The following is a 23926-nucleotide window of genomic DNA, read 5'->3' as shown; positions in this document are numbered from 1 at the left end:
CACCGCCCGCACCGCGTCGGTCGTCTCGCTCAGCCCGGGCAGCGGGCGGCCGCGCACGGCGGCGAGCGTCTCGGCGAGCCGCACCGCCTCGATGACATGCGCGGAGGAGACGACACGGTCCTCCTCCCGCAGCAGTCCGGCCACCTTGGTCAGCCACCGCTCGACGGGCCGGTCCGGCGCGGAGAACAGATGCCCGTACCACCCCGGGGAGTCGATACCGGCCCCGTACCCGCTGGCCCGGGACAGCCTGCGGTTCGTCCACGGCACCCATGTCATGTCGGCCTTGACCTTGGGCAGCCCCTTCAGCAGCGCCCTGTCCGCGGCGACGGTGGTGCGCCGGCGCAGCGCGGGCACGTGCCAGGCGCCGCACACCACGGCCACGTCGTCGCCGAACTCCTTGAGCGCGGCGCGCAGCCGCAGCCGCATATGGGCCTCGCGCACCACGTCCCGGTCGTGACCGCCGCTGCCGTAGGTCTCCCGCAGCGCTCCCATGGCCTCCTCGACCACGGTGAACGGCGCGAACGGGTCCTCCTGCCCCGGCCCCCGGTGCTCGACGACGTCCTCCCACCAGCGCTCCGGATCGTCGTACCCGGCGGCCTCGGCGAGCACGGCGAGCGGATCGAGACGCATCCCGTCCACGCCCCCGTGCGGCGCCTCGCTCCGGTGGTCCAGCCCCGCGTTCCCGTCCCCCTCGGGCCGGCGGTCCCGCCCGGCGCTCCCCTCCTCGTCCCCTTCGGGCCGACGGTCCCGCCCGGCGCTCCCGTCCCCGTCCCCCTCGGGCCGGTCGAGGTCCCGGGCGGGCTCCTGGGGTTTTCTCCCAGGCCAGTGAGTGCGTGGCCGGCAGGTCGATGAAGCGGGCCGGGACGTCGTGGGCCAGGGCCCAGCGCAGGGCGACCCACTCCGGGGAGAACTCGGCGAGCGGCCAGAACGCCGAGCGGCCGGGTTCGTCCACCGCGTGGGCGAGCAGCGCCACCGGCGGGCGCATGTCCTCCTCCGCGGCCAGCGGGACCAGCGCGTCGGCCTCGGGCGGCCCCTCGATCAGCACGGCCCGCGGCCGGGCCGCGTCCAATGCCGCCCGCACGGCCCGGGCCGAGCCGGGCCCGTGGTGCCGCACGCCCAGCAGCAGCGGTGCCGGGCCCGGCCATCCGCGCCGGGCCTCCTCGCCGTCCGTCATCGCATCCCCCTCTCCCTCATCGCATCCCCCTCCACCGCACCGCGGGTCCCCTCCCCCGCACCGCGGGTCCGCTCCCCCGCACCGCGGGTCCCCCCACCCGCGCGGCGCGTGTCCTCCCCCTCGCGACCACGACGCCTCGCCGTCCCCGTACGCCCTCCACCGCGCCGGCCCCGACCCTCACCCGTTGCCCTGCGAGCCGCCGCTGCCGCCGCTGCCCCCGTTGCCGCCGCTGCCGGCCGAGCGGCCCCATCCCAGGTCGTCGTCCCCACGCATCAGGCGCTCACCTCCCGGCAGGCCCGGTAGAAGTCGGTCCAGCCGTCGCGCTCGCGGACCACCGCCTCCAGGTACTCCTGCCACACCACCCGGTCGGCCGCCGGATCACGGACGACCGCGCCGAGGATGCCCGAGGCGACATCGCTCGGCCGCAGCACGCCGTCACCGAAGTGGGCGGCGAGGGCCAGCCCGCCGGTGACGACGGAGATCGCCTCGGCGGTGGAGAGCGTGCCGCTGGGCGACTTGACCTTCGTACGCCCGTCGGCGGTGACGCCGTCGCGCAGTTCACGGAAGACGGTGACCACGCGGCGGATCTCGTCGACGCCGTCGGGCACGGCCGGCAGGTCGAGCGAGCGGCCGATCTGGTCGACGCGCCGGGAGACGATGTCGACCTCGGCCTCGACGCTCGCCGGCAGCGGCAGCACGACCGTGTTGAAGCGGCGGCGCAGCGCGCTGGAGAGGTCGTTGACCCCGCGGTCGCGGTCGTTGGCCGTGGCGATCAGGTTGAAGCCGCGGACCGCCTGGACCTCCTGCCCCAGCTCCGGTATCGGCAGGGTCTTCTCCGACAGGATCGTGATCAGCGTGTCCTGCACATCGGCCGGGATGCGGGTGAGTTCCTCGACGCGGGCGGTCATGCCCTCGGCCATGGCGCGCATGACGGGGCTCGGCACCAGGGCGTCGCGGCTGGGGCCGTGCGCGAGCAGCTGCGCGTAGTTCCAGCCGTAGCGGATGGCCTCCTCCGGGGTGCCGGCGGTGCCCTGCACGAGCAGGGTGGAGTCGCCGCTGACGGCCGCGGCGAGATGCTCGGACACCCATGTCTTCGCGGTGCCGGGTACGCCGAGCAGGAGCAGGGCGCGGTCGGTGGCGAGCGTGGTGACGGCGACCTCGACGATGCGGCGCGGTCCGACGTACTTGGGTGTGACGACCGTGCCGTCGGGCAGCGTGCCGCCGAGCAGGTAGGTGGCCACCGCCCACGGCGACAGCTTCCAGCGCGCCGGGCGCGGGCGGTCGTCCTGCGCGGCGAGTGCGGCGAGTTCATGGGCGAAGGCGTCCTCGGCGTGCGGCCGCAACGCCTCGGCCGGTTCCGTCTCCTTCGCTTCGACGGAAGTCGGATCCACGGTCACAGACATGGCGAAGTCCCCCTCCAGCTGGGCCGGTCGGCGATCTGTGTCCACCCTGCACCACCCCACTGACAATGCGTTCCGACCTGCGCAAACGCGCTCGCCGGGCCGATTGTCAGTGGGGGGATCTACCTTCGATGGCATGACTCAGCAGGGGGTGCGCTGGAGTGCGGACCAGGTGCTGGCACTGGCACCTGACGCCGCGTCGCGCAAAGCGGGAAGCAAGCTCGGCGCGGCCGGGCCGTGGTCGGAGGCGGGCTGTTCCGGCGAGGGGGCGGTGTGGGGGCTGTGCGCGGGAAGCGGCAGTACGCCGTACCGGACGGCCGTGGACCTGGCGGACCCTTCCGGTCCCGCGTACCTGTGCAGTTGCCCGAGCCGGAAGTTCCCGTGCAAGCACGCGCTCGGGCTGCTGCTGCTCTGGTCGTCCGGCGACGGCTCGGTGCCGGGAGCCGAGCCGCCGGCCTGGGTCGCGCAGTGGACCCGGGAGAGAAGGGAGCGGGCGGAGCGGAAGCGGGCGGCGGACGAGGGTGCTGCCGCGTCCTCCGCCGCCGACCCGGAGGCGGCGCGCAGGCGGGCCGAGCGCCGGGCGGAGCGGATCACCGCCGGGGCCACGGAGCTGGAACAGCGACTGGCGGACCTGCTGCGGTCCGGTCTGGCCTCGGCCGAGCAGGCGGGGTACGGGCTGTGGGAGGAGACGGCAGCGCGGATGGTCGACGCGCAGGCGCCGGGGCTGGTCGCGCGGGTGCGGGAGTTGGGGGCGATCCCCGGTTCCGGTCCGGGCTGGCCGGTGCGGCTGTTGGAGGAGTGCGCGCTGCTGCACCTCCTCGACCAGGGGTGGCTGCGCCGCGAGGAGCTGCCCGAGGACCTGTCGGCGACGGTCCGCTCCCGGGTCGGCCTGCCCGCCGCGCCGGACGGCCCGCCGGTGCGCGACCAGTGGCTGGTCCTCGCGCAGTACGACACGGGCGACGCGAAGCTGACGACGCGCCGGATCTGGCTGTACGGCGCCGCCACCGACCGCACGGCGCTGGTGCTGTCGTACGGCGCCGCCGGCCGCGCCCCGGAGCTGACGCTGCCGGTCGGTCTGGCGCTCGACGCGGAGGTGTCCGCCTACCCGGGGGACAGCCGGCGGCGGGTGTCGCTGGGCGAGCTGTTCGCCGCGCCCGCGCCGACGGCCGTACGTCCCAAGGGGGTGACGACCGGGCAGGCCACCGCCCGTTACGGCGAAGCGCTGCGGGAGGACCCGTGGCTGGAGTCGGTCCCGGTGACGCTGGAGTCGGTGATACCCACGCCGGCCGGTGACTCCTGGCAGCTCGCGGACGCGGACGGCGCCGGCGCGCTGCCGCTGGCCCCGGCAGCGGCCGCCCGCCCCGGCCTGTGGCGGCTGGTCGCGCTCTCCGGTGGCGCGGCGGTGACGGTCTTCGGCGAGTGCGGCCACCGCGGCTTCACCCCGCTCACCGCCTGGGCCCAGGACACCGGGGACGCCGTCCCCGTGTTCTGAGCGCCTGCCGGGAGCCCGTCCCGCCCCGTCTCTCCCTCCACCGAAAGGAAGCCCATGAACACGACGGCGGCTCCCCTGACCCGACCCGGGTCGGGCAGCTGGGAGGAGCTGGTCACCGCGGCCCTGCTCGGCACCGACCGGCGGACTCCGCCGGCACCGGCGGGCGGCCGGGAGGCCCCGGTGGCGCTGCTGGACGCCGCGGCCACGGCGACCGTGCGCCGGCGTGCCGGGCTGCGGCCCGCCGCTGCCGCGCCCCGGCCGGAGCCGGCCCCCGTCGACCCGCGCCCGCCGCTACCCGCTGCGGCGGCCCGCAGACTCGGCCGGCTGCTGGCCGACCGGCCCGGCGCGGGCGGTGGCCGCAGAGGCACGGCTCCCGACCTGATGGAGCTGCTGCCGCAGTGGCTGGCCGCGGCCAACGCCCGTGGCTGGGCGCCGCCGCACCAGGCGCTGCCCGCACTGCTGGACGCGGCCCGCGGCCGGACGGATCTGCGGCCAGCGGTACTGGAGTTCGCCGGGCCGCGCGCGCTGTGGCTGGCCCGGCTCAACCCCGACTGGCGGTTCGCCCTGCGGGCCGCGCCCGGCGGCGGTACGACGCTGCCGCATCCGCAGGGGCGGGAGGAGATCGAGCGGCTGTGGCAGGAGGGCCTGTTCGCCGAACGGGTCGCCCTGCTCTCCGCGCTGCGCTCCCGCGATCCCGAGGGGGCCCGTGCGCTGCTGGCCGGGACCTGGGCCACCGAGCGCGCCGAGGACCGGCTGATGTTCCTCGACTCCCTGCGCACGGGTCTCGGCCCGGATGACGAGCCGTTCCTGGAGCAGGCCCTCGGCGACCGCAGCCGCAACGTCCGCTCGACGGCGGCCGAACTGCTCTCGGCGCTGCCCGCGTCGGCGCTGGCCGCACGGATGGCGGTCCGGGCGGGCGCCTGCGTGGCCCTGGACCGCACGCGCGAGGAACCGACGATCGTGGTGGAGGCGCCGCACGAGTGCGACGCGGACATGGAGCGCGACGGCGTGCAGCCCACGGCGCCGACGGGGCGGGGTGAACGGTCGTGGTGGCTCGGCCAGTTGGTGGAGGCCGCTCCGCTGAGCACCTGGTCCGCGCGGCTCGGCGGCCGCACGCCCGGCGAGATCCTGGCCCTGCCGGTCGCCGACGACTGGCAGGGCGAACTGCACGCCGCCTGGTGCCGGGCGGCGGTACGGCAGCGGGACGGGGTCTGGGCACGGGCGCTGCTCGGGGAACCGTCGGCGCCCGAGGCGGGCGGACCGGGAGCGGTCTCCCTGGCGGAACGCGCCAAGCTGCTCGGCACGCTCCAGGCCGGCGAACGGGCCGAGTGGGTGGCCGGGTTCATCGCGGCGCACGGTCTGTCGGAGGCGTTCCAGCTGCTCGGGGTGTGCGCGGTGCCGTGGGCGCCGTCGCTCGGGCGGGCGGTGGTCGACGCGTTGAACATCGCCCGGGACGCGGGGAGTTATCCGTGGAGCTTCAGCGGAGTGATGGGACTGGCCGAGCGCTGCCTGGATCCGGCGGAGGCCGGACGGCTCGACGGGCTGCTCGCGGTCCCGGACGAGCCGGAGGACGCCTCACCGGGAGCCGGGGGCTACTGGGCGGAGGCGTTCCAGCGGCTGGTCACGACACTGCGCCTGCGTGCGGTGATGGCACGGGAGCTGGAGGCGCCATGACGCCGAGCAGCAGCTACGGTCAGTCACCGGAGCCCGCCGAAGCAGCGGGCCCGCGGACCCCGCGGCTGCGCCGGTCCACCGAAACCCACCGTCACGGCAGCCCACTGAGCCACCAGCACAGCGGACCGCCGAAGGCCGTCCCGACGACCCGCGGGCCGCCGGCCGCCGCCCCGGCCGCCCGCAACGCTGCTCAGGCCTCCGCAGGCTGGCGGACGTTCGCCCGGACCCAGTCCACGATCGACTGGGTCGTCGCGCCGGGGGTGAAGATCTCCGCGACGCCCTTCTCCTTCAGCGGCGGGATGTCGGCCTCGGGGATGATGCCGCCGCCGAAGACCAGGATGTCCGCGGCGTCCCGCTCCTTGAGCAGCTCGATCACGGCCGCGAAGAGCGTGTTGTGCGCCCCGGAGAGGATGGACAGACCGATCGCGTCGGCGTCCTCCTGGATCGCGGTGTCGACGATCTGCTCGGGCGTCTGGTGGAGCCCGGTGTAGATCACCTCCATGCCCGCGTCGCGCAGCGCACGCGCGATGACCTTCGCCCCGCGATCGTGGCCGTCGAGCCCCGGCTTCGCCACCACGACGCGGATCGGACCGGCTGCCACACCCATCACTGCCTCCATGAAGCGACTGCATTCATCCCTACCGACGAGTACCTCGGTACCCACACCGGCCGGGGAAGTGAACGAACGTTATCGCCAGCATCCCGCAACCGGCAGTTTCGCGGTGCACAGCGAGGGGGAAATCACACAGTGGGACATGTTCATCGCGCAGGGTTCCCGGTTTCCGGGAGTCATGCGCCGGACACTTTCGGGGCACTCGTACCCCGGAAGGAACACGCGCCACGGGAGCCGCAACGAGGTCGCCGTGCCGCCCCGCCGCCCTACGAGCGGCCCGGTGGCGCGGCGTATCGACACAGGAGCACATCGCACACGCCGCAGGACCCCCCTCGAAGGCCTCGGCCACGGCTTCCACGAGGGCACACGGGAGACAGGGCCGTTCCCCCGGGTGCCGACAGGAGGTCGGCCATGAAGGTCACCAGGGTTCTGTATCCCTTTCTCCCCCTCTGTCAGCGCTTCCTGCCGAACCGGCTGGCCGGACTCTCGGTGGCCCTGCTGAAGGCGACCGCCCTGGAGCTCGCGATCCTCACCGGGCACCTCCTGCTGTATCCCTCGGGCATCGTCCAGGAGCGTCGGGGCCGTGCCGCCCTGCCGGCTCCGCCCGTCCGCGGCGCCCGCACCTCCCTCGACGCCGGCTCCCTCGACGCCACCACCGGAGCCGACGACACCGGAGCCGACGGCACCGACGACAGCCCGGACCCGGCCCGGCTGCCGGCCCCGGCGCATCCGCCCGTGGTGCTGCTGCACGGCTTCATCGACAACCGGTCCGTGTTCCTGCTGCTGCGCCGCAATCTCGCCCAGCACGGCAGGCAGCGTGTCGAGTCGCTCAACTACTCGCCGCTGACCTGCGACATCCGGATCGCGGCCGAGCTGCTGGGCCGGCACATCGAGGAGATATGCGAGCGCACGGGCAGTGAGCGGGTGGACGTGGTCGGGCACAGCCTGGGCGGCCTCATCGCCCGCTACTACGTGCAGCGCCTGGCCGGCGATCACCGTGTGCGCACGCTGGTGACGCTGGGTACACCGCACTCCGGCACCCGGGTGGCGCCGCTGGCCAACGCCCATCCGATCGTGCGCCAGATGCGGCCCGGCTCGCCGGTGCTGCTGGAGCTGGCCCAGCCGGCGCCCGGCTGCCGGACACGGTTCGTGAGCTTCTGGAGCGACCTGGACCATCTGATGGACCCGCTGGAGTCGGCCTGCATCGACCACCCCGACCTGCTCGCGCAGAACATCCGGGTGACGGGCATCGGCCATCTGGCCCTGCCGGTCCACCCGGCCGTGGCGGCCGGCATACGCCAGGCCCTCGACGCGGAGCTCCCCGGAACGGACACCGGCGCGCACACGGGCGGCCTGACCGTGGCCTGAGCTGGAAGGCCGACCGGTCGCGACCGACGCTCCGGTCACCCCGTGTGACCGGACGGCCCCGCTCCGGAACAGGTCCTCGGCCGTCGGGAAGCGTCTCGACGGTGACGGATTGTCGAACAGTCTTCGAACGCAAGGCCAAGCCCGCGTCTGGACAGGCCAAAAGACGACCGAATGCCCGTTTCCTGCGCGCGGGAAACCAGACGAAGATTGTCGTGCCCGCGTACCGCCGGGTACAGTCGCCGCACTGCTCTGGCAGCCCCTGTTGTCGAGGCGAAAGAGAAGTTGGTGAACGACCGTCACCCGTCGGGGACCATGACCACCCCGGCTCCGGCTTCCGACGCCGCCTCGGCGCAGTACGCGTCGTACGGCGGGCAGGACGCCCCGTACGGCGACTTCACCACGTACAGCGGGTACGACGCGAGCGGTTTTTCCAACGGCGCCCACAGCACAGGGACGTTCGCGACCGACCCGCTCTTCGGCAGCATGCCCGCTGACGGCGGCTACGACACCGGCCAGTGGGCCACCGGCGGTCACCAGGCCCTGCACCAGGACCCGTACGCGGCCCAGCACCACGCCGCCTACGACACCGGCGCCTATGACACGACCGCGTGGACGGCCGACTACCAGCATCTGTCGGCCATTCCGCCGCAGGCCACCGCCGCCGATGTCTCCGGGCAGTGGGACGCGTCCGCCTGGCTCCAGCCCGACCAGTCCACCGCCGACGCCACCCAGCAGTGGGACTGGGGCACGCAGGCCTACGACACCGGCGTCTACGACGCGACGCAGTGGAACTCCGGTGGCGCCACTGACATGACCGGCGGTTACGCACACCAGCCGGAACCTTTCGACCAGCAGGACCAGCACGACCAGCACACCGCAGCCGCCACCGCCACCTTCGACCAGGTCTCCTACGAGGAACACGGGGACACCGAGGGCGAGTTGGCGTCCACCGGTGAGCTGCCCGCCGTCGACCTGGCCTCCGCACCGCTCCTGGAGGAGCAGGAGGAGAACACCCCGCGCCCGGCATCCCGCGCGGCGGCACGGGGCGCGTCCCGCTCCCGCCGCCGTACGCCCGCCAAGCGGTCGGCGCTGCTGACCATCGCCGTACCGTCGGCGTGTGTGGTGGGTGTCGCCGGCGCCGCCGCCGCCTCCGTCGGAGCGCTGAGCGACGACGGCGGCTCGGACACCTCCGTCACCGCCTCCGACGCGCACGCGGTGAAACCGTCCGCCGCCAACAACAAGCTGGACACCCAGCTCGCGAGCCTGTCCGCCGGCGCCGACGACTTCGCCGACCGGGCCAGCCGGACGCAGGAGCGCATCGACCTCAAGGCGCAGCAGGAGCTGGAGCGCAAGAAGGCCGCGGAGGAGGCGGCGCGCAAGGAGCGGATGCGCCCCAAGTTCGCGCTGCCGGTCCTCCAGCACGGTCTGAGCGCCTACTTCGGGCAGGCCGGCATCAACTGGATGTCGGTGCACACCGGTATCGACTTCCCGGTGTCGTACGGCACCACGGTGATGGCCGCGACCGACGGCGTCGTGCGCACGCAGTGGAACAGCGCCTACGGCAACATGATGATCGTGACCGCGAAGGACGGCACGGAGACGTGGTACTGCCACCTCTCCAGCTACCGCGTGTCCTCCGGTACGAGCGTCAAGGCCGGCCAGCCGATCGCGTACTCCGGCAACTCGGGCAACTCCACCGGCCCGCACCTGCACTTCGAGGTACGCCCCGGCGGCGGCTCGGCGATCAACCCGCTGCCGTGGCTGCGCAGCCACGGTCTGGACCCGACCTGAGCCCGTCCGGGGGCCGAAGCCCCCGGAACCGCACGGGACTTACAGCTTCTCCACCGGCGCGTACCTGAGCAGCAGCCGCTTCGGCTTGCCGTCGCCGAAGTCGATCGTCGCCTCGGCCTTGTCGGCGGTGCCCTTCACCGCGACGACCGTGCCCAGCCCGAACTGGTCGTGCGTGACCCGGTCCCCGACGGCCAGCGCGACCACCGGCTTGTCCCCGGCACGGCGGGTGGCGAACCCGGACGCGCCCGCGGCGGAGGAACGCGAGCGGGACGAGGACAGCGACGCGGCGATGCCCGAGGCGGGCCCGGAGGAGACCGGAGCGGCCCCGCCCGTGCGCTTCCACTCGACGTGGTGCGGCGGGATCTCCTCCAGGAACCGGGAGGGCGGGTTGTACGACGGCTGGCCCCACGCGCTGCGCATCGCCGACCGGGTGAGATACAGCCGCTCCCGGGCGCGGGTGATGCCGACGTAGGCGAGGCGGCGCTCCTCCTCCAGTTCCTTGGTCTGGCCGAGGGCGCGCATGTGCGGGAAGACGCCGTCCTCCATGCCGGTGAGGAAGACGACCGGGAACTCCAGGCCCTTGGCGGTGTGCAGGGTCATCAGGGTGATGACGCCGGAGCCTTCCTCGTCCTCGTCGGGGATCTGGTCGGAGTCGGCGACCAGGGCGACCTGTTCGAGGAAGTCCGAGAGGGTGCCCTCCTCCCGCTCCTGCTCGAACTCCAGGGCCACGGCGGCCAGTTCCTGGAGGTTCTCGATGCGGGTCTCGTCCTGGGGGTCGGTGGAGGCCTGCAGCTCGGCGAGGTAGCCGGTGCGCTCCAGGACGGCTTCCAGGATCGTGGCGGGACCGGCGCCCGACTCGACGATCGTGCGCAGCTCCTCCATCAGCGTGTTGAACCGCTTGACGGCGTTCGTGGAGCGCGCGGCCATGCCGTACGCCTCGTCGACCCGCTTCAGGGCCTGCGGGAAGCTGATCTTCTCGCGCTGGGCGAGGGCGTCGACCATCGCCTCGGCGCGCTCGCCGATGCCCCGCTTGGGCACGTTGAGGATGCGGCGCAGCGGGACGGAGTCCTCGGGGTTGGCGAGGACGCGCAGGTAGGCCAGGACGTCACGGACCTCCTTGCGCTCGTAGAAGCGGACGCCGCCGACGACCTTGTAGGGCAGGCCGACGCGGATGAAGACCTCTTCGAAGACACGGGACTGGGCGTTGGTGCGGTAGAAGACGGCGACGTCACCCGACTTGGCCTCGCCCGCGTCGACCAGGCGGTCTATCTCGTCGGCGACGAACTGGGCCTCGTCGTGCTCGGTGTCGGCGACGTAGCCGGTGATGCGGGCGCCCTGGCCGGCGTTGGTCCACAGGTTCTTCGGGCGGCGGGACTCGTTGCGCTCGATGACCGCGTTGGCGGCGGACAGGATGGTCTGCGTGGAGCGGTAGTTCTGCTCCAGCAGGATCGTCGTGGCGTCCGGGTAGTCCTCCTCGAACTGGAGGATGTTGCGGATCGTCGCGCCGCGGAAGGCGTAGATCGACTGGTCGGCGTCACCCACCACGCACAGCTCGGCGGGCGGGGTGTCGTACTCGCTGGGCGGGAGGTCCTCGTCGTACTCCCCCGTGCCGACGAGCTCGCGCACCAGGGCGTACTGGGCGTGGTTGGTGTCCTGGTACTCGTCGACCAGGACGTGCCGGAAGCGGCGGCGGTAGTGCTCGGCCACGTCGGGGAAGGCGCGCAGCAGGTTGACCGTCGTCATGATCAGGTCGTCGAAGTCGAGGGCGTTGGCCTCGCGCAGCCGCGACTGGTACAGGGCGTAGGCCTGGGCGAGGGTCTTCTCGAAGCCGTCGGCGGCCTGGGCGGCGAAGTCCTCCTCGTCGATCAGCTCGTTCTTCAGGTTGCTGATCTTGGCGCTGAAGGACTTGGGCGGGAAGCGCTTGGGGTCGAGCTCCAGGTCGCGGCAGACCAGGGCCATCAGGCGCTTGGAGTCGGCGGCGTCGTAGATCGAGAACGACGAGGTGAAGCCGAGCTTCTTGGACTCGCGGCGCAGGATGCGCACGCACGCGCTGTGGAAGGTCATCACCCACATCGCGTTGGCGCGCGGGCCGACGAGCTGCTCGACGCGCTCCTTCATCTCGCCCGCGGCCTTGTTGGTGAAGGTGATCGCGAGGATCTGGCCCGGGTGGACGTCCCGCTCGGCGAGCAGGTACGCGATGCGGTGGGTGAGCACGCGGGTCTTGCCGGAGCCGGCGCCGGCGACGATGAGCAGCGGGGAGCCGGAGTGCACGACGGCGGCGCGCTGGTTGTCGTTGAGCCCGTCCAGCAGCGCGGCGGAGTCGATCGCGGGGCGCGGGGCGCCGTCGCGGTAGTACTCGTCCCGGTCCGGCGGCACGTCGAACTTCCCGCCGAACAGATCGTCCGGAAGCGGCTCCGGAGCGTGATCGTCCTCGGGCGGCGGCGGGGGTTCCTCCGCGTGGGCCCGCGGGGCCTGGAGGTCCGCCAGGAAGCTGTCGTCAAAGAGGCTGCTCATCGCTCTCCGAGTCTAGGGCGCCCCACTGACAACCTGTGGCCCGTCCGGGGAACATCACACGTCACCGTGCGGCAGCGGTCGGTGACGGGCCAGGTCACTGAGCATCACCGTCCGGCCACGGCACGCCATGGTCACGGAAATGTATCGGGCATATCACGCACCAACCTTCACAGCAGGCACACGAGTTGGCTACCGTGCCGCCCAGGCCGTACGACCTCCACCGGCGAACGTCGCCGGGCCGCGCGGCCTCCGCCGAGTCCGGCACGCCCGCGCGGCGTCCGGAGCCGGGGACCCGACCGAGACCTGGGGTGAATCGGACCTCCCGCGCACGGGAGCCGTAGGGCGCACCTTCCACCCGCCCGAACCCGACAGCTAACCCGGTAGGCGGCGCGTTGGAAGGAGTCGCCTCCCTTGGCGTCGCACCGCAAGTCGCGTCCCGCCGGCACCCTCACCGGAATACGCACCCCCGCCCTGGCCACGGCCGCCCTCACCTCCGTCGCCCTGCTCTCGCAGACGGCCGGCGCCGCGCCCGCGGACGACAGGCCCAGCCTGGAGGAGGTCGAGAAGAAGGTCGACGACCTCTACCGGCAGGCGGAGACCGCGACCGACAAGTACAACGCGGCCAAGGAGCGGACCGCGAAGCAGCGCACGCGGGCCGACGCCCTGATGGACGACGTCGCCCGGCGCACCCAGAAGCTCAACGAGGCGCGGGAGCAGCTGGGGTCCTTCGCCGCCGCCCAGTACCGCACCGGCGGCGCCTCCCTGCCCGGCACGGCGACCTTCCTGCTCGCCGACTCCCCGCAGCAGTACTTCGACCAGAGCCACCTGATGGACCGGCTGACCAGCCACCAGAAGGAGGCCGTCGACGACTACGTCACCCAGCAGTCGGAGACGATGAGGCAGCGCCGCGAGGCCACCGACAGCCTGCGCACGCTCACCGAGTCGCAGAACGATCTGCGCACCGCCAAGGCCACCGTGCAGAAGAAGCTCGCCGACGCGCGTGAGCTGCTGGCGCGGCTGACCGCCGAGGAGAAGGCGCGGCTCGCGGCGATCGAGCGGCGCAAGCAGGAGGAGGCCGCGCGCAAGGCCGCGGAACTGGCCCGGCAGCAGGAGGCCGCCCAGCAGGCCCAGCAGCAGGACGGCGGCGGCTCCTCGACCGGCACCGGCGGCACGAGCACGGGAACGGGCACCGGCACCGGGAGCACGAGCACCGGCTCCCAGGCCGACAAGGCGCTCGCCTTCGCCCGCGCGCAGATCGGCAAGCCGTACGTGTGGGGCGCCACCGGCCCCGACTCCTACGACTGCTCCGGTCTCACCCAGGCCGCCTGGAAGGCCGCCGGCGTCGACCTGCCGCGCACCACCTACGACCAGGTGAACGCCGGCACGACCGTCCCGCTGTCCCAGGCCCAGCCCGGCGACCTGGTGTTCTTCTACGACGACGTCAGCCACGTCGGCGTCTACATCGGCGGCGGCATGATGATCCACGCCCCCAAGCCCGGCGCCTATGTGCGCGAGGAGTCCATCTACTACGACGGCGAGTCGGCCATCCACAGCGTCGTACGCCCGGCCTGACGGTTTGCACCGGCCGGTGCGCGTGCCCCGTGCGCGGGGTGCGCCGTCGGTTCCTAGCATCGACGGCATGTCCGTTTCCTCGCGCCGGCAGGCCGCGTCCGGCTCCCCGTACCCGCTGCGCGCGTGGTGGTCGCAGCGCACCCCGGCCGCCGGGGCCGCCGTGATGGCCACCGGCATCGTGTCGATAGGGCTGCGGCTGACCGGGTACGAGCTGCTGTCCCGGATCTGGCTGGTGGCGGCCTGCGCCGGCTGGCTGGGCCTGGCCGCGGAGTTCGCCCTGCGGCTGCTGACGGACCGCCCGCGCTGGGAGGCCGAGGCGGCCACGCCGGGCGCGCTGACGTCGGTGGCCGCGACGACGGTGCTGGGCGCCCGGTTCGTGCTGCTGGGCTGGACCACGCTCGCCGAGGCGCTGCTGGCGCTGGCGGCGGTGCTGTGGCCGGTGCTGACCGTCACGGTCATCGGGCACTGGAAGCCGCGCATGCCGGGCGCGGTGTTCCTCGCCTGCGTGGCCACGCAGGGACTGGCCGTGCTCGCCGCCGTCCTCGCGGGCACCCTGGCGACGGCCTGGCTCGCGCACACGGCTCTGGTGCTGTTCGCGCTCGGCCTGCTGCTCTACGGCATCGCCCTGGCCCGTTTCGACCTGCGGCAGGTGTGGGAGGGGCCCGGCGACCACTGGATCGCGGGCGGCGCGCTGGCGATCTCCGCGCTCGCCGGGGCGAAGCTGCTCGCCGCCGACAGCGCGCGGCTGTATCTGTGGAACGACGACGACCGCGGCGTCCTGCGGTTCCTGACCGTCGCTCTACTGATCCTCGACCTGGTCTGGTACGTACTCCTAGCGGTTGCCGAGGTGGTGCGGCCCCGGCTCACCTATGACACCCGCCGGTGGGCCACGGTGTTCCCGCTCGGTATGACGGCGGCGGCGACGCTGTCCGTCGCCGCCGCTGTCGACGTGCCGTGGCTCAAAGAGCTGGGTGAGGCGCTGCTGTGGATCGCGGTGGCCGCCTGGCTGGCCGTGGCCGCGGGGGCCGCCGCCTCGGCCCGTTACGCGCTCACGTCCACAGCACCGCGATGAAGATGTTCGCCATGGTGAGCAGGCCGACCAGCGCGAACACCGGCTTGTCCACCTTCTCCTCGTCGCGTTTGACGTAGGTCAGGGCGAGGATCACGACCAGCAGCGCCAGCTTGATGCCGATCTTGACGTTGTTGACGGAGTGGTCGTCGGCCTTGTTCAGTCCCACCAGGGCCACGCCGGTGACGAGCATCACCAGGGCGCCGTGCAGCATCGCGGGGACGAAGCGGGCCGTGCCCTGGACCATCGCCTTCCGCTGGGTGAGGAACCCGCCCAGGAGCGAGGCGATACCGATGATGTGACAGGCGACTAAAAAATGGATGAGTATGTCCATGGGGCCGGAGCCTAGCCATATTCGGTCCGTAGCACTCCGCCGCCCCTGCCGTCCCTCGGACCGCCGCATCGGTCGGCCCACTGCGTGAAATCGCCGCCATGGGACCGGGATCACGGTCGGATGCGGTCACCTCGCGGTCCACTCGCGCCAGTTCCGTACACGCCGTCACCTTCCCGTCACTCACGGGTTTAGCGTCCTCCACCAGGTGGCCGGCTCCCCACCGCCGTCCGGGCCAGGGGCGGCCGTCGGTCACCACCGCCGAAGGGCCCGGCGGTGCCCCGCTCCCCTGTCGGGTCACCGCCGGGCGTGCCCCCGCTCGGCCGGCTCTGAGGCGGCAACCGGCGTCGCAGGAAAGGACGTGCAGTCCACGTGGCAGCGCACCGCAAGCCCCGACAACGCCCGCTCGGCGGCCAGACGGCCCGTACGGCGTTCACCGTCGCCCTCGCGGGCGCGGCGACGGCGACGGCGTTCGACGGCACCGGCCACGCCGAGCCCCCACTGACGCCGGCCCAGGTCAAGGCCCAGGTCGACAAGCTGTACCAGCAGGCCGAGGTGGCCACCGAGAAGTACAACGGCGCCCAGGAGAAGGCGGGGGCGGCCGAGCGCCGGCTGAAGGACCTGCAGGACGAGACGGCACGCAAGCAGCAGCGGCTGAACGAGGCCCGGGACGCGCTGGGTTCCGTCGCAAGCGCCCAGTACCGCAGCGGCGGCCTCGACCCCGCGCTGCAGCTCGCGCTCTCCGACAGCCCCGAGCGGTACCTGGACGGCGCCGCGCTCGCCGAACGCGCCGGCCACCGGCAGGCCACGGCCGTCGCCCAGGTGCGGGGTCAACTGCGCGAGATCGAGCGGCTGCGCGGCGCCGCGCGCGTGGAACTCGCCTCGCTGCGCTCCCGTCGGGCGGAGCTGAAGCGGCAGAAGCAGACGATCACCGCCAAGCTGGACGAGGCCCGCCGGCTGCTGTCCCGGCTGACCGCCGAGGAGCGGCGGCGGATCGGCGCCCAGACGCCCGGCACGGACCGCGCCTCACGCGACGCGGCCGGCGCACGCGAGGCCCTCACCGCGCCGGGGTCCGTGACCGCCGAGGCCCCCGACGCACGGGCGGCGGCCGCCGTCGCCTACGCCTACAGCAAGCTCGGCAGCCCCTACGTGTGGGGCGCGACCGGCCCGAACGCCTTCGACTGCTCGGGCCTGGTGCAGGCCGCCTACCGCTCCGCCGGGGTCTCCCTGCCGCGCACGACCTACGCGCAGATCGGCGCCGGCCGCCGCGTCTCCCGCTCCGAACTGCGCCCGGGCGACCTGGTGTTCTTCTACTCCGGCATCAGCCACGTCGGCATCTACGTGGGCGGCGGGCAGATGATCCACGCCCCCAACCCGTCGGCCCCGGTGCGCCTCGCCCCCATCGACCAGATGCCGTTCGCGGGCGCGACACGGGTGGTGTGAGCCCGGCGGTCGCCTCGGCCTCGCCTTCCGGGGTCAGACCAGCCGGCGGGCCGTCGCCCAGCGGGTCAGCTCGTGGCGGTTGGACAGCTGGAGCTTGCGCAGCACCGCCGAGACATGGGACTCGACCGTCTTCACCGAGATGAACAGCTGCTTGGCGATCTCCTTGTAGGCGTAGCCCCGGGCGATCAGCCGCAGCACCTCGCGCTCGCGCTGGGTGAGCCGGTCGAGGTCCTCGTCGACCGGCGGGGCGTCGGTGGAGGCGAAGGCGTCCAGGACGAACCCGGCCAGGCGCGGGGAGAACACCGCGTCGCCCTCCTGGACCCGGAAGATCGAGTCGACGAGGTCGCTGCCGGTGATCGTCTTCGTCACGTATCCGCGGGCGCCGCCGCGGATCACGCCGATCACGTCCTCCGCGGCGTCCGACACGGACAGCGCCAGGAAGCGCACGGGCTGCTCGGCGTCGGCCATCAACGCCGCACACCGGCGCAGCACTTCGACGCCGCCGCCGCCCGGCAGGTGGACGTCGAGGAGGACCACCTCGGGCCGGGTCGCGGTGATGACGGTGACCGCCTGGTCGACGTCCGCGGCCTCGCCGACGACCTCGACGCCCGTCTCCTCGGTCCGGCCGATCTCGGCCTGCACGCCGGTGCGGAACATGCGGTGGTCGTCGACGAGGACCACACGCACCCGGCGCTCGCCCGTGCCGCCGGTCTCCGCCGTACCGTTCGCCTCGGTCGGGTCGCTCATGACGTCTTCTCCGCCCTCTCCATCTCCAGCTCGACCTCGGTGCCGCCGCCCGGCACCGCGCGCAGCCGCGCCGTGCCGCCGTTGCGCTCCATCCGGCCGATGATCGACTCTCTCACGCCCATGCGGTCGGCGGGTATCGCGTCGAGGTCGAAGCCGGGGCCCCGGTCCCGTACGGACACGAACACCGTCCTGCCCTCGACTTCGGCGAAGACCTGCACCGGGCCGCCCTCGCCACCGTACTTGGCGGCGTTCACCATCGCTTCCCTCGCGGCCTGCATCTGCGCGGCGATCCGCTCGTCGAGCGGGCAGTCGCCGACGACGACCACCTCGATGGCCACGCCGTGCTTGTCCTCCACCTCGGCGGCGTTGCGCTTGACGGCGTCGGCGAGCGTGGCCGGCTCGTCGGCCTCGTCCTTGCCGGTGCCCTCCGGCTTGTACAGCCAGGTGCGCAGGTCGCGTTCTTGGGCGCGGGCCAGGCGGCGCACCTCGCCCGGGTTGTCGGCGTTGCGCTGGATCAGGGTCAGGGTGTGCAGCACCGAGTCGTGGACATGGGCGGCGACCTCCGCGCGCTCCTGGGCGCGGATGCGCATCAGGCGCTCCTCGGACAGGTCCTGGGTCATGCGCACCAGATACGGGCCGGCCAGCAGCGTTATCCCGACGAGGACCGCGAGCGCGGCCTGCAGCACCGAGCCGAGGTGCGCGGCGGAGCCCTGCAGGACGAAGATGCCGGACACGCCGGCCGTCACCAGCAGCACGCCGCCCACGGTCCGCAGCAGGGTCAGGGTGCGCCGGCGGCGGCCCACCTCGACCCAGCGGGCCCGGCGGGCGTTGTCCGCCTGCCGCCACACCAGGGCGACACCCGCGGCGACGAGCACCGCGGGCAGCAGATACGCCTTGGCGCCGTTGCCGATGTTCACGCTGCTCACGAAGATCAGGGCCACGACGACCATGAGGAGCAGGGCGACGATCTGGCCCTTGTCGGGCTTGCGGGCGACGAGTCTGCGCCGGCCGTCGGGCGATATCTCGGTGCCGACCAGGGCCGGTGGCTTCTGCGCGTCGACGCCGCCGACGCCGAGCGGCACGAAGAACCAGAACGCCGCGTACAGCAGAGCGCCGAGGCCGTCGGCCATGAACAGGCCCACGAAGACCAGGCGGACCCAGATCACGGGCAGCCCGAGATGCCCCGCGAGCCCCCGCGCCACGCCACCGAGCCAGCGTCCGTCGCTGCTGCGGTAGAGCTTGCGCGGCGGCCGCGGATCGTCGAGGGGCGCTGCTGCGGCTTCCGGCATGCCATCGATGGTCACACGGCGGGCGGTGCGGAGCATCAGGGTCGGCCCCCGAGACGCCCCTGATCTTCGCTCCGGGTGGGGGCGGCGTGTCGCGGGCGTCCGGGTCAGGGGCGATATCAGGGTCGGGCCAGGGTCGTCCCGACTGCCGCGGCGGCGCCCCGACCGTCACCATGGACCCATGACCGATCACCAGCACGCAGCGGACGGGGTGCCCGGGCCGGGTGCCGCGTCCGGCGCGACGGCCGCGACCGGGGAGCCGGACACCGGCCCGGCCGGGCCGCCGCACGGCTTCCGGCGCGACCACCGGCACCGGACGATCGCCGGGGTGTGCGCCGGGCTGGGGCGGCGCTGCGACATGGACCCGGTGATCTTCCGGATCACGCTCGCCGTGCTGGCCGCGGCCGGCGGCATCGGTCTGATCTTCTACGGCTTCGCCTGGCTGTTCGTCCCCTACGACGACGAGGACGAGAACGAGGTGCGCAAGCTCCTCACCGGGCGGGTCGACGGACAGGCGCTGGCGGCCGTGCTGTTCGCGCTCGTCGGCTGCGGGGTGTTCCTGTCGATGCTGCGCAACGGCGGGGTGCTCACCTTCGCCGTGGTGCTCTCGCTGCTGCTGGCCGGCGCCGGGTACTGGTCGCAGCGGCGCGGCGGGACGAGCCCCGACCCGTTGGCCGCGCAGGCCGCGGCGGACGCCCCGCCGGAAGCGCAGGCGCCGCCGGCCGCTGCCGCCTACCCGTCCTGGTGGCGCGACCCCATAGTCAAGGACGGCACCCATGTCGGTGGCACGGGGTATCTGTGGGGACCCGGCGACCCGCACGACCGGGACGTCGCGGCGGCCGTCAACATCAGCCGCGGTGTGCCCCCGGAGCGCACGGCACCCGAGCGTGCCACGGTCCGGCCGGTACCGCGCGGTCCGCGCTGGATAGGCGGCTGGGTGTTCCTGCTGGCGCTGGTCGCTGGCGGCCTCGGCACCGGGCTGACCTGGCACGACCACCCGCTCGGCACCAGCCTGCAGGCGGGGCTGGCCGGGGCGCTGGTGGTGTTCGGGGCCGGGATCGCCGTCAGCGCGTTCCTCGGACGCACGGGTGCGGGGTCGATCTTCTGGTCCCTGGTCACGGCGGCGCTGCTCACCGCGTCGGCGGCGCTGCCGCACGACATCGGCACGCAGTGGACGCGGACGACGTGGCGGCCGGCGGCGGTGGCGGACATCCAGCCGAAGTACCACCTGGGCACGGGCGTCGGCACGCTCGACCTGTCCCGGATCGAGGTGGCTCCGGGCCGTACGGTCGCCACGGTGGCCGACGTGGGCGTGGGCAAGGTGCGGGTGATCGTGCCGCCGGAGGTGACGGTGACGGCGGACATCGAAGTGGGGGTGGGTGACATCCAGTTGCCGGGTGACGAGGCGAACGACGTGGACGTGGAGCCGGGCAGGCACCAGCAGGTGACCCTGAGACCGGTCACCGGCCCGAAGAAGGCCGGCACGCTCGACCTGGACCTGCAGGCCGGCGTCGGACAGGTGGAGGTGACCCGTGCTGCGTCATGAGTTCCAGCCCGGCCGGCTGGTCGCCGGCCTCGCCCTCACCGTCGCGGGAGTCCTGTACGCGGGCGACGCGGGCGGCCTGTGGCACACGCCGTGGTTCACCGCGATCCCCCTCGTCGTGGGGGGCCTGTGCCTGGCGGGCGCGGTGGGCGTGGTCTGCCGGGGGATACGCCGCCGCGGCCCGGGCTGACCGGCCGGGGCCGGCCGGACACCCCACGGGCGTCCGGGCCCGGCGCCGTCCTGCCCGGCAGTCCTACTGGTACGCCCTGGCCCGCCGGCGTGCCCGCAGCAGCGCGTCGACCGAGAACAGCGGGGTGCCGGCCAGGACCAGGGGGAGCCAGGCCATCAGATAAGCCAGGTCGTTGCCGTAGTAGTAGGGGGTGGTGGCCCAGGACACCGTCAGCCACAGGCTCAGCGAGATCAAGACGCCGCCGAGTGCGGCGAGGCGGCCCAGGAAGCCGAGCAGGATGCCTATGCCGGCGGCCAGCTCACCGAAGGCGATGGCGTAGCCGAAGCCGACGGGACTCTTCAGCGCCAGGTCGACCAGCGCCGGGATGGCCGCCGAGTCGCGGACGGAGCGCATCGTGTCGCCGATGGACCCCGCGCCGGAGGCCTGCATGAAGCCGCTGTCGGTGAGCTTGTCCAGACCCGCGTAGACGAAGGTGACGCCCAGGAACACCCGCAGCGGCAGCAGGGCGTAGCGGGCGGCGGAGTCCCGCCAGGTGGCGCCGCCGGGGAGGTGGGGGGTGCGTGTGTCCGTACGCATGCTGTGAGTCATCTCTTCCAGCCGCCTCTCGCCCGCCGGTGCCGTCACCCGACGATACGTACGCAAGCGGCGATCGGCTCAATCCGTCCGGGACTCGGCCAATCCGCTCACTCGGTCACGTCGATGGTGTAGCGGTTCGTCTCCGCGCCCGCCGCGGTCACCACCTGCACCTCGACCCGGCCCGGCTCGACGTCGGCGGGGACCGGCACGGTCAGCACGGTGTCGGTGGGGTTGCTGAAGCCGCCGGTGACCGGGATCAGCGGGACGTGCACATGCACCGCCCCGATGCGCACCGTCATCCTGGACAGCCGGTCGGCGCCCTGCGCGCCCGGCGGGACGAACCCGGCGCCGCGGATCTCGATGTCGTCGCCCTGGCGGATCGGCGCGTCCAGGTCGCCGGCCTCCCGGGCCCGGACGACGGAGAGGATCACGGGACGGCCGCCCTCGGCGTACTTGGCGGCGACATAGGTCGCGGCCGAGATCAGCACCACCACCGCCAGCCCCCACGGCAGGTCGGGCAGCTGGTCGGGGCGCCGGGCCAGCCGTACCGCCGTGAACACCAGGGCGACCGCGCTGATCACGACGTACTGGAGGTCGGCGAAGGCGCCCCGGCCGGAGTCGTCGGTGAGCAGGTCGGCGGCGCGCGGGCGGTCCGCGCGGACCTTCTGCAGCCGCTGCCCGAGCACTCGCAGCGCCACCACGCGCCGCACCAGCACGGCGATCCCGCAGACCACGGCCAGCACGGTCACCGTGCCGGCGCCACGGGAGAGTTCGAGGCCGGAGATCAGGGCGTCGCGGCGGCGGTGCCCAGAGGCCGCCGCGAGCTGCCCGGCCAGGACGAGCACCGCGTAGGCCACGAAGAGGACCCAGCAGGCGGCCACCGCGCGGGAGGTCGACAGCCGGTTGTCCTCACCGATCACGGGCGCCAGCACTCCGCCGCGGGCGCGGTGGAACCAGGACGCCGCCGTCAGGGCGAGGGCGACGAGCAGCGCGGCGAGCAGCCCGGCGGTGCGGGCCGCGCTCCAGCCGGCGCCGATCGCGGTCAGGGACTGGACCAGCAGCAGGACGACGACCGCCGCCCAGACCGGGTACACGGTGCGCCGCCACAGCCCGGTCAGCCAGGCGTCGCCCTCGGCGCGGCCCCGCTCGGCGACCAGGGCGGCGGACTGGGTGAGTTCCTCGGAGACCCACTGCCGGGAGGCGGACGCGGAGTGCGCCACGGCGGCCGGCAGGCCCTCACCGGCGGCGAACTCGTCGCGTTTGACGAGGAACGCCGCGACCGCGCGCCGGTGTCCCTCGCGCGCCCCGTGCGGGCAGTCCCCGCAGGTGCAGCCGCCCTCGTGCGCGCCCGCCGGCGCACCGCCTCTCGCCTCCTGCACCGCCACGTCCGAGCCTGCCTTCCCCACGACCCTGATCACCGACGCCGATCACCGGCGGCCTGTGCCGGACATCCGGCCACCGGTGGACAACTCCCCCCGCGACGAGCGAATTGTGCCCTACCCGGCGCACTCCCCGGCCGCCAGGTCTGGTCAGCGCGGGTGAATCCGGCGTCGCCGTGTTGACCCTGGGGCCTCAGGTGAGCAGGTCCGGCTCGCTGCGGGTGATGTCCTGCCACATCGGCTGGTAGTTGATCCACGCCACCAGATCCCCGCCGAGCTGTTCGCGCGTCGCGGTGGCCAGCTTGTGGTCGATCAGGACGGGCCGCCCGGCGGCCTTGGCGGCCAGCTGGACCTGGCAGGAGCGTTCCATCGTCACGAACCACCAGGCGGCGGCGTCCACCGAGTCGCCCACGGTCAGCAGCCCGTGGTTGCGCAGCACGAGCGCCTTGCGCGAGCCGAGCGCGTCCGCGATCCTGCGGCCCTCCTCGGCGTCGACGGCGACGCCGGTGTAGGCGTCGTACAGCGCGACGTCCTCGTAGAAGGCGCAGCTCTCCTGGGTGATCGGGTCGATGAGCTCGCCCAGGGCGGCCAGCGCGCGCCCGTGCACGGAGTGACAGTGGGCGACGGCGACGACGTCCGGGCGGGCGGCGTGCACCCGGGCGTGGACGGTGAAGGCGGCCTGGTTGACGTGGTAGCGGCCCTCGATCACCTGGCCGTCGGAGTTGGCGAGCACCAGGTCGCTGACGGTGACGTGCCGGAAGGGCAGACCGAAGGGGTTGACCCAGAAGCAGTCGGTGAACTCGGGGTCGCGTGCGGTGATGTGCCCGGAGACGCCGTCCTCGAAGCCGAGCCGGCCGAAGATCCGCAGCGCCCCCGCGAGCCGCTCCTTGCGGTACCGGCGCTCGTCCTCGACGGAGGCGTGCTTGGGCGGCATCGCGAACAGCAGCCGGTCGCTGGGCAGGGGTGGGGGCGGAGTGGGCCCGGGCATTGGTCCTCCGGCACTCGATGGCTTTACGGGCGGGAAGTTACCGCCGGTCAGCCGAGGAGAACAGACCCAGCCGAAAGACGACAGGAGATGTCGCCTTTGGGCGACAGAATCGCCGTATGGCAGCTGACTGGACAGACTTCACCGCCGCCGAGCCGGACTTCGCCCGGATCGTCGAGGAACGCTTCCGCGCCTTCACCCACCACGTCCTCGTCACCCTGCGCAGGGACGGCTCCCCGCGCACCTCCGGGCTGGAGGTCGACTTCCGGCACGGCCACCTCTGGCTGGGGATGATGGACGGCTCGCTCAAGGCGCGTGACCTGCACCGCGACCCCCGCTTCGCGCTCCAGGCGAACCCCGGGGAGGGCACCGGGATGGGCGGCGGGGACGTACGGATCAGCGGGCGGGCGTACGAGGTGCCGGACGGCCCCGAGAAGTCCGCATACGCGAAAGAGGCGGAACCGCCGCAGCCGTTCCACCTCTTCCGTACCGAGCCGACCGAAGTCGTCAGGACCTATGTGGAGGACGAGAAGTACCTCGTCACCCAGGTCTGGAAGCCCGGTGAGCCCCTGCGCACGCTCAAGCGCACGTAGGCCCCGTCGTTTGGATCATCCCGGCGTCGCGGGGTCTGGCACGCGCATCTGCCGCGTTGTCGTCGGTTGCCAACGCTCCGCGTTGTCGCCCTCCTCCGCCTTGCAGCTGCACGCTCCCCCACGCTCGAATCAAGCTCGCGCGGGGGCACCCCCATCGCCCCCGCTCGGGCCGGCCGAGAGGCACCG

The 23926-nt window shown here is 73.3% G+C and carries 19 protein-coding genes, 1 pseudogene and 1 riboswitch; of the genes and pseudogenes, 10 read left to right on the top strand and 10 right to left on the bottom strand.

Annotation, left to right across the window (positions count from 1 at the left end; translation table 11 throughout):
- Together C3489_RS39255 and C3489_RS10700 are read right to left on the bottom strand one after the other, a co-directional pair.
- A pseudogene (locus C3489_RS39255) lies at positions 1-1174 on the bottom strand (DUF5682 family protein); the annotation flags it as partial.
- Between the two features lie 272 nt (positions 1175-1446).
- Positions 1447-2577, bottom strand: coding sequence for an AAA family ATPase (locus C3489_RS10700; protein ID WP_103781524.1), 1131 nt, complete (start codon positions 2575-2577; stop codon positions 1447-1449).
- Positions 2578-2710: 133 nt separating this feature from the next.
- Here C3489_RS10700 and C3489_RS10695 point away from each other — a divergent pair, with 133 nt between their 5' ends.
- Both C3489_RS10695 and C3489_RS10690 read left to right on the top strand, forming a co-directional pair.
- Positions 2711-4066 (top strand): SWIM zinc finger family protein, encoded by a 1356-nt coding sequence (locus C3489_RS10695; RefSeq protein ID WP_103781523.1) that lies wholly within the window; start codon positions 2711-2713, stop codon positions 4064-4066.
- Between the two features lie 54 nt (positions 4067-4120).
- Positions 4121-5740 (top strand): DUF5691 domain-containing protein, encoded by a 1620-nt coding sequence (locus tag C3489_RS10690; RefSeq protein ID WP_103781522.1) that lies wholly within the window; start codon positions 4121-4123, stop codon positions 5738-5740.
- Between the two features lie 190 nt (positions 5741-5930).
- Here the strand turns inward: C3489_RS10690 and C3489_RS10685 are convergent, their stop codons facing one another.
- Positions 5931-6347, bottom strand: a complete 417-nt coding sequence (locus tag C3489_RS10685; RefSeq protein WP_103781521.1) for a cobalamin B12-binding domain-containing protein — start codon at positions 6345-6347, stop codon at positions 5931-5933.
- 417 nt (positions 6348-6764) lie between these two features.
- On the opposite strand from C3489_RS10685, the gene C3489_RS10680 reads away from it, so the two are divergent.
- Complete coding sequence (locus C3489_RS10680) at positions 6765-7721, top strand: triacylglycerol lipase (protein ID WP_103781520.1); 957 nt, start codon at positions 6765-6767, stop codon at positions 7719-7721.
- Positions 7722-7892: 171 nt separating this feature from the next.
- On the top strand, positions 7893-9512 hold the full coding sequence (locus C3489_RS10675) for a M23 family metallopeptidase (RefSeq protein WP_103781519.1): 1620 nt from the start codon (positions 7893-7895) through the stop codon (positions 9510-9512).
- Positions 9513-9551: 39 nt separating this feature from the next.
- On the opposite strand, the gene pcrA is transcribed toward C3489_RS10675, so the two are convergent.
- Positions 9552-12026 carry a DNA helicase PcrA gene (pcrA, locus tag C3489_RS10670; RefSeq protein ID WP_103781518.1) on the bottom strand — a complete coding sequence of 825 codons (2475 nt, stop codon included), beginning with the start codon at positions 12024-12026 and terminating at the stop codon, positions 9552-9554.
- Positions 12027-12266: 240 nt separating this feature from the next.
- Positions 12267-12430, top strand: a riboswitch (cyclic di-AMP (ydaO/yuaA leader).
- 7 nt (positions 12431-12437) lie between these two features.
- Between pcrA and C3489_RS10665 the strand changes: the two genes are divergently transcribed.
- A complete protein-coding gene (locus C3489_RS10665) occupies positions 12438-13598 on the top strand; it encodes a C40 family peptidase (RefSeq protein ID WP_103781517.1) in 1161 nt (386 codons plus the stop codon).
- Between the two features lie 67 nt (positions 13599-13665).
- Positions 13666-14670, top strand: a complete 1005-nt coding sequence (locus tag C3489_RS10660; RefSeq protein WP_103781516.1) for a tellurite resistance/C4-dicarboxylate transporter family protein — start codon at positions 13666-13668, stop codon at positions 14668-14670.
- Here the strand turns inward: C3489_RS10660 and C3489_RS10655 are convergent.
- Positions 14648-15001 (bottom strand): hypothetical protein, encoded by a 354-nt coding sequence (locus tag C3489_RS10655; RefSeq protein WP_103781515.1) that lies wholly within the window; start codon positions 14999-15001, stop codon positions 14648-14650. The two genes, C3489_RS10660 and C3489_RS10655, sit on opposite strands and share 23 nt — an antisense overlap.
- A gap of 369 nt (positions 15002-15370) precedes the next feature.
- Between C3489_RS10655 and C3489_RS10650 the strand changes: the two genes are divergently transcribed.
- Complete coding sequence (locus C3489_RS10650; protein ID WP_103781514.1) at positions 15371-16441, top strand: C40 family peptidase; 1071 nt, start codon at positions 15371-15373, stop codon at positions 16439-16441.
- A 33-nt stretch (positions 16442-16474) separates the two neighbouring features.
- Here C3489_RS10650 and C3489_RS10645 read toward each other — a convergent pair whose 3' ends face one another.
- Entirely contained in the window at positions 16475-17188 is a 714-nt protein-coding gene (locus C3489_RS10645) for a response regulator transcription factor (protein WP_103781513.1), read from the bottom strand.
- Positions 17185-18513, bottom strand: a complete 1329-nt coding sequence (locus C3489_RS10640; protein ID WP_103781512.1) for an ATP-binding protein — start codon at positions 18511-18513, stop codon at positions 17185-17187. Before C3489_RS10640 ends, C3489_RS10645 begins: the two co-directional genes overlap by 4 nt.
- Before the next feature lie 142 nt (positions 18514-18655).
- Between C3489_RS10640 and C3489_RS10635 the strand changes: the two genes are divergently transcribed.
- Complete coding sequence (locus C3489_RS10635) at positions 18656-20020, top strand: PspC domain-containing protein (RefSeq protein ID WP_103781511.1); 1365 nt, start codon at positions 18656-18658, stop codon at positions 20018-20020.
- A complete protein-coding gene (locus C3489_RS10630) occupies positions 20007-20207 on the top strand; it encodes a hypothetical protein (protein ID WP_103781510.1) in 201 nt (66 codons plus the stop codon). Before C3489_RS10635 ends, C3489_RS10630 begins: the two co-directional genes overlap by 14 nt.
- Positions 20208-20270: 63 nt before the next feature.
- Here the strand turns inward: C3489_RS10630 and C3489_RS10625 are convergent, their stop codons facing one another.
- The 3 genes from C3489_RS10625 to C3489_RS10615 all read right to left on the bottom strand — a co-directional run bounded on the left by C3489_RS10625 (position 20271) and on the right by C3489_RS10615 (position 23150).
- Positions 20271-20795: a DoxX family protein gene (locus C3489_RS10625; RefSeq protein WP_103781509.1), complete on the bottom strand. Its 525-nt coding sequence runs from the start codon at positions 20793-20795 to the stop codon at positions 20271-20273.
- 95 nt (positions 20796-20890) lie between these two features.
- On the bottom strand, positions 20891-22168 hold the full coding sequence (locus C3489_RS10620; protein WP_103781508.1) for a hypothetical protein: 1278 nt from the start codon (positions 22166-22168) through the stop codon (positions 20891-20893).
- 187 nt (positions 22169-22355) lie between these two features.
- On the bottom strand, positions 22356-23150 hold the full coding sequence (locus C3489_RS10615) for a class II aldolase/adducin family protein (RefSeq protein ID WP_103781507.1): 795 nt from the start codon (positions 23148-23150) through the stop codon (positions 22356-22358).
- A 116-nt stretch (positions 23151-23266) separates the two neighbouring features.
- Here C3489_RS10615 and C3489_RS10610 point away from each other — a divergent pair, with 116 nt between their 5' ends.
- The gene (locus tag C3489_RS10610; protein WP_103781506.1) at positions 23267-23740 is read left to right on the top strand and encodes a pyridoxamine 5'-phosphate oxidase family protein; all 474 of its coding nucleotides are present in this window, start codon (positions 23267-23269) and stop codon (positions 23738-23740) included.
- Positions 23741-23926: the final 186 nt, after the last annotated feature.

The organism is Streptomyces sp. Ru71 (genome assembly GCF_002920535.1).
GTDB lineage: Bacteria > Actinomycetota > Actinomycetes > Streptomycetales > Streptomycetaceae > Streptomyces.
The sequence above is the reverse complement of the archived record's forward strand: the minus strand, read 5'-3'. Positions and strand labels throughout refer to the sequence as shown.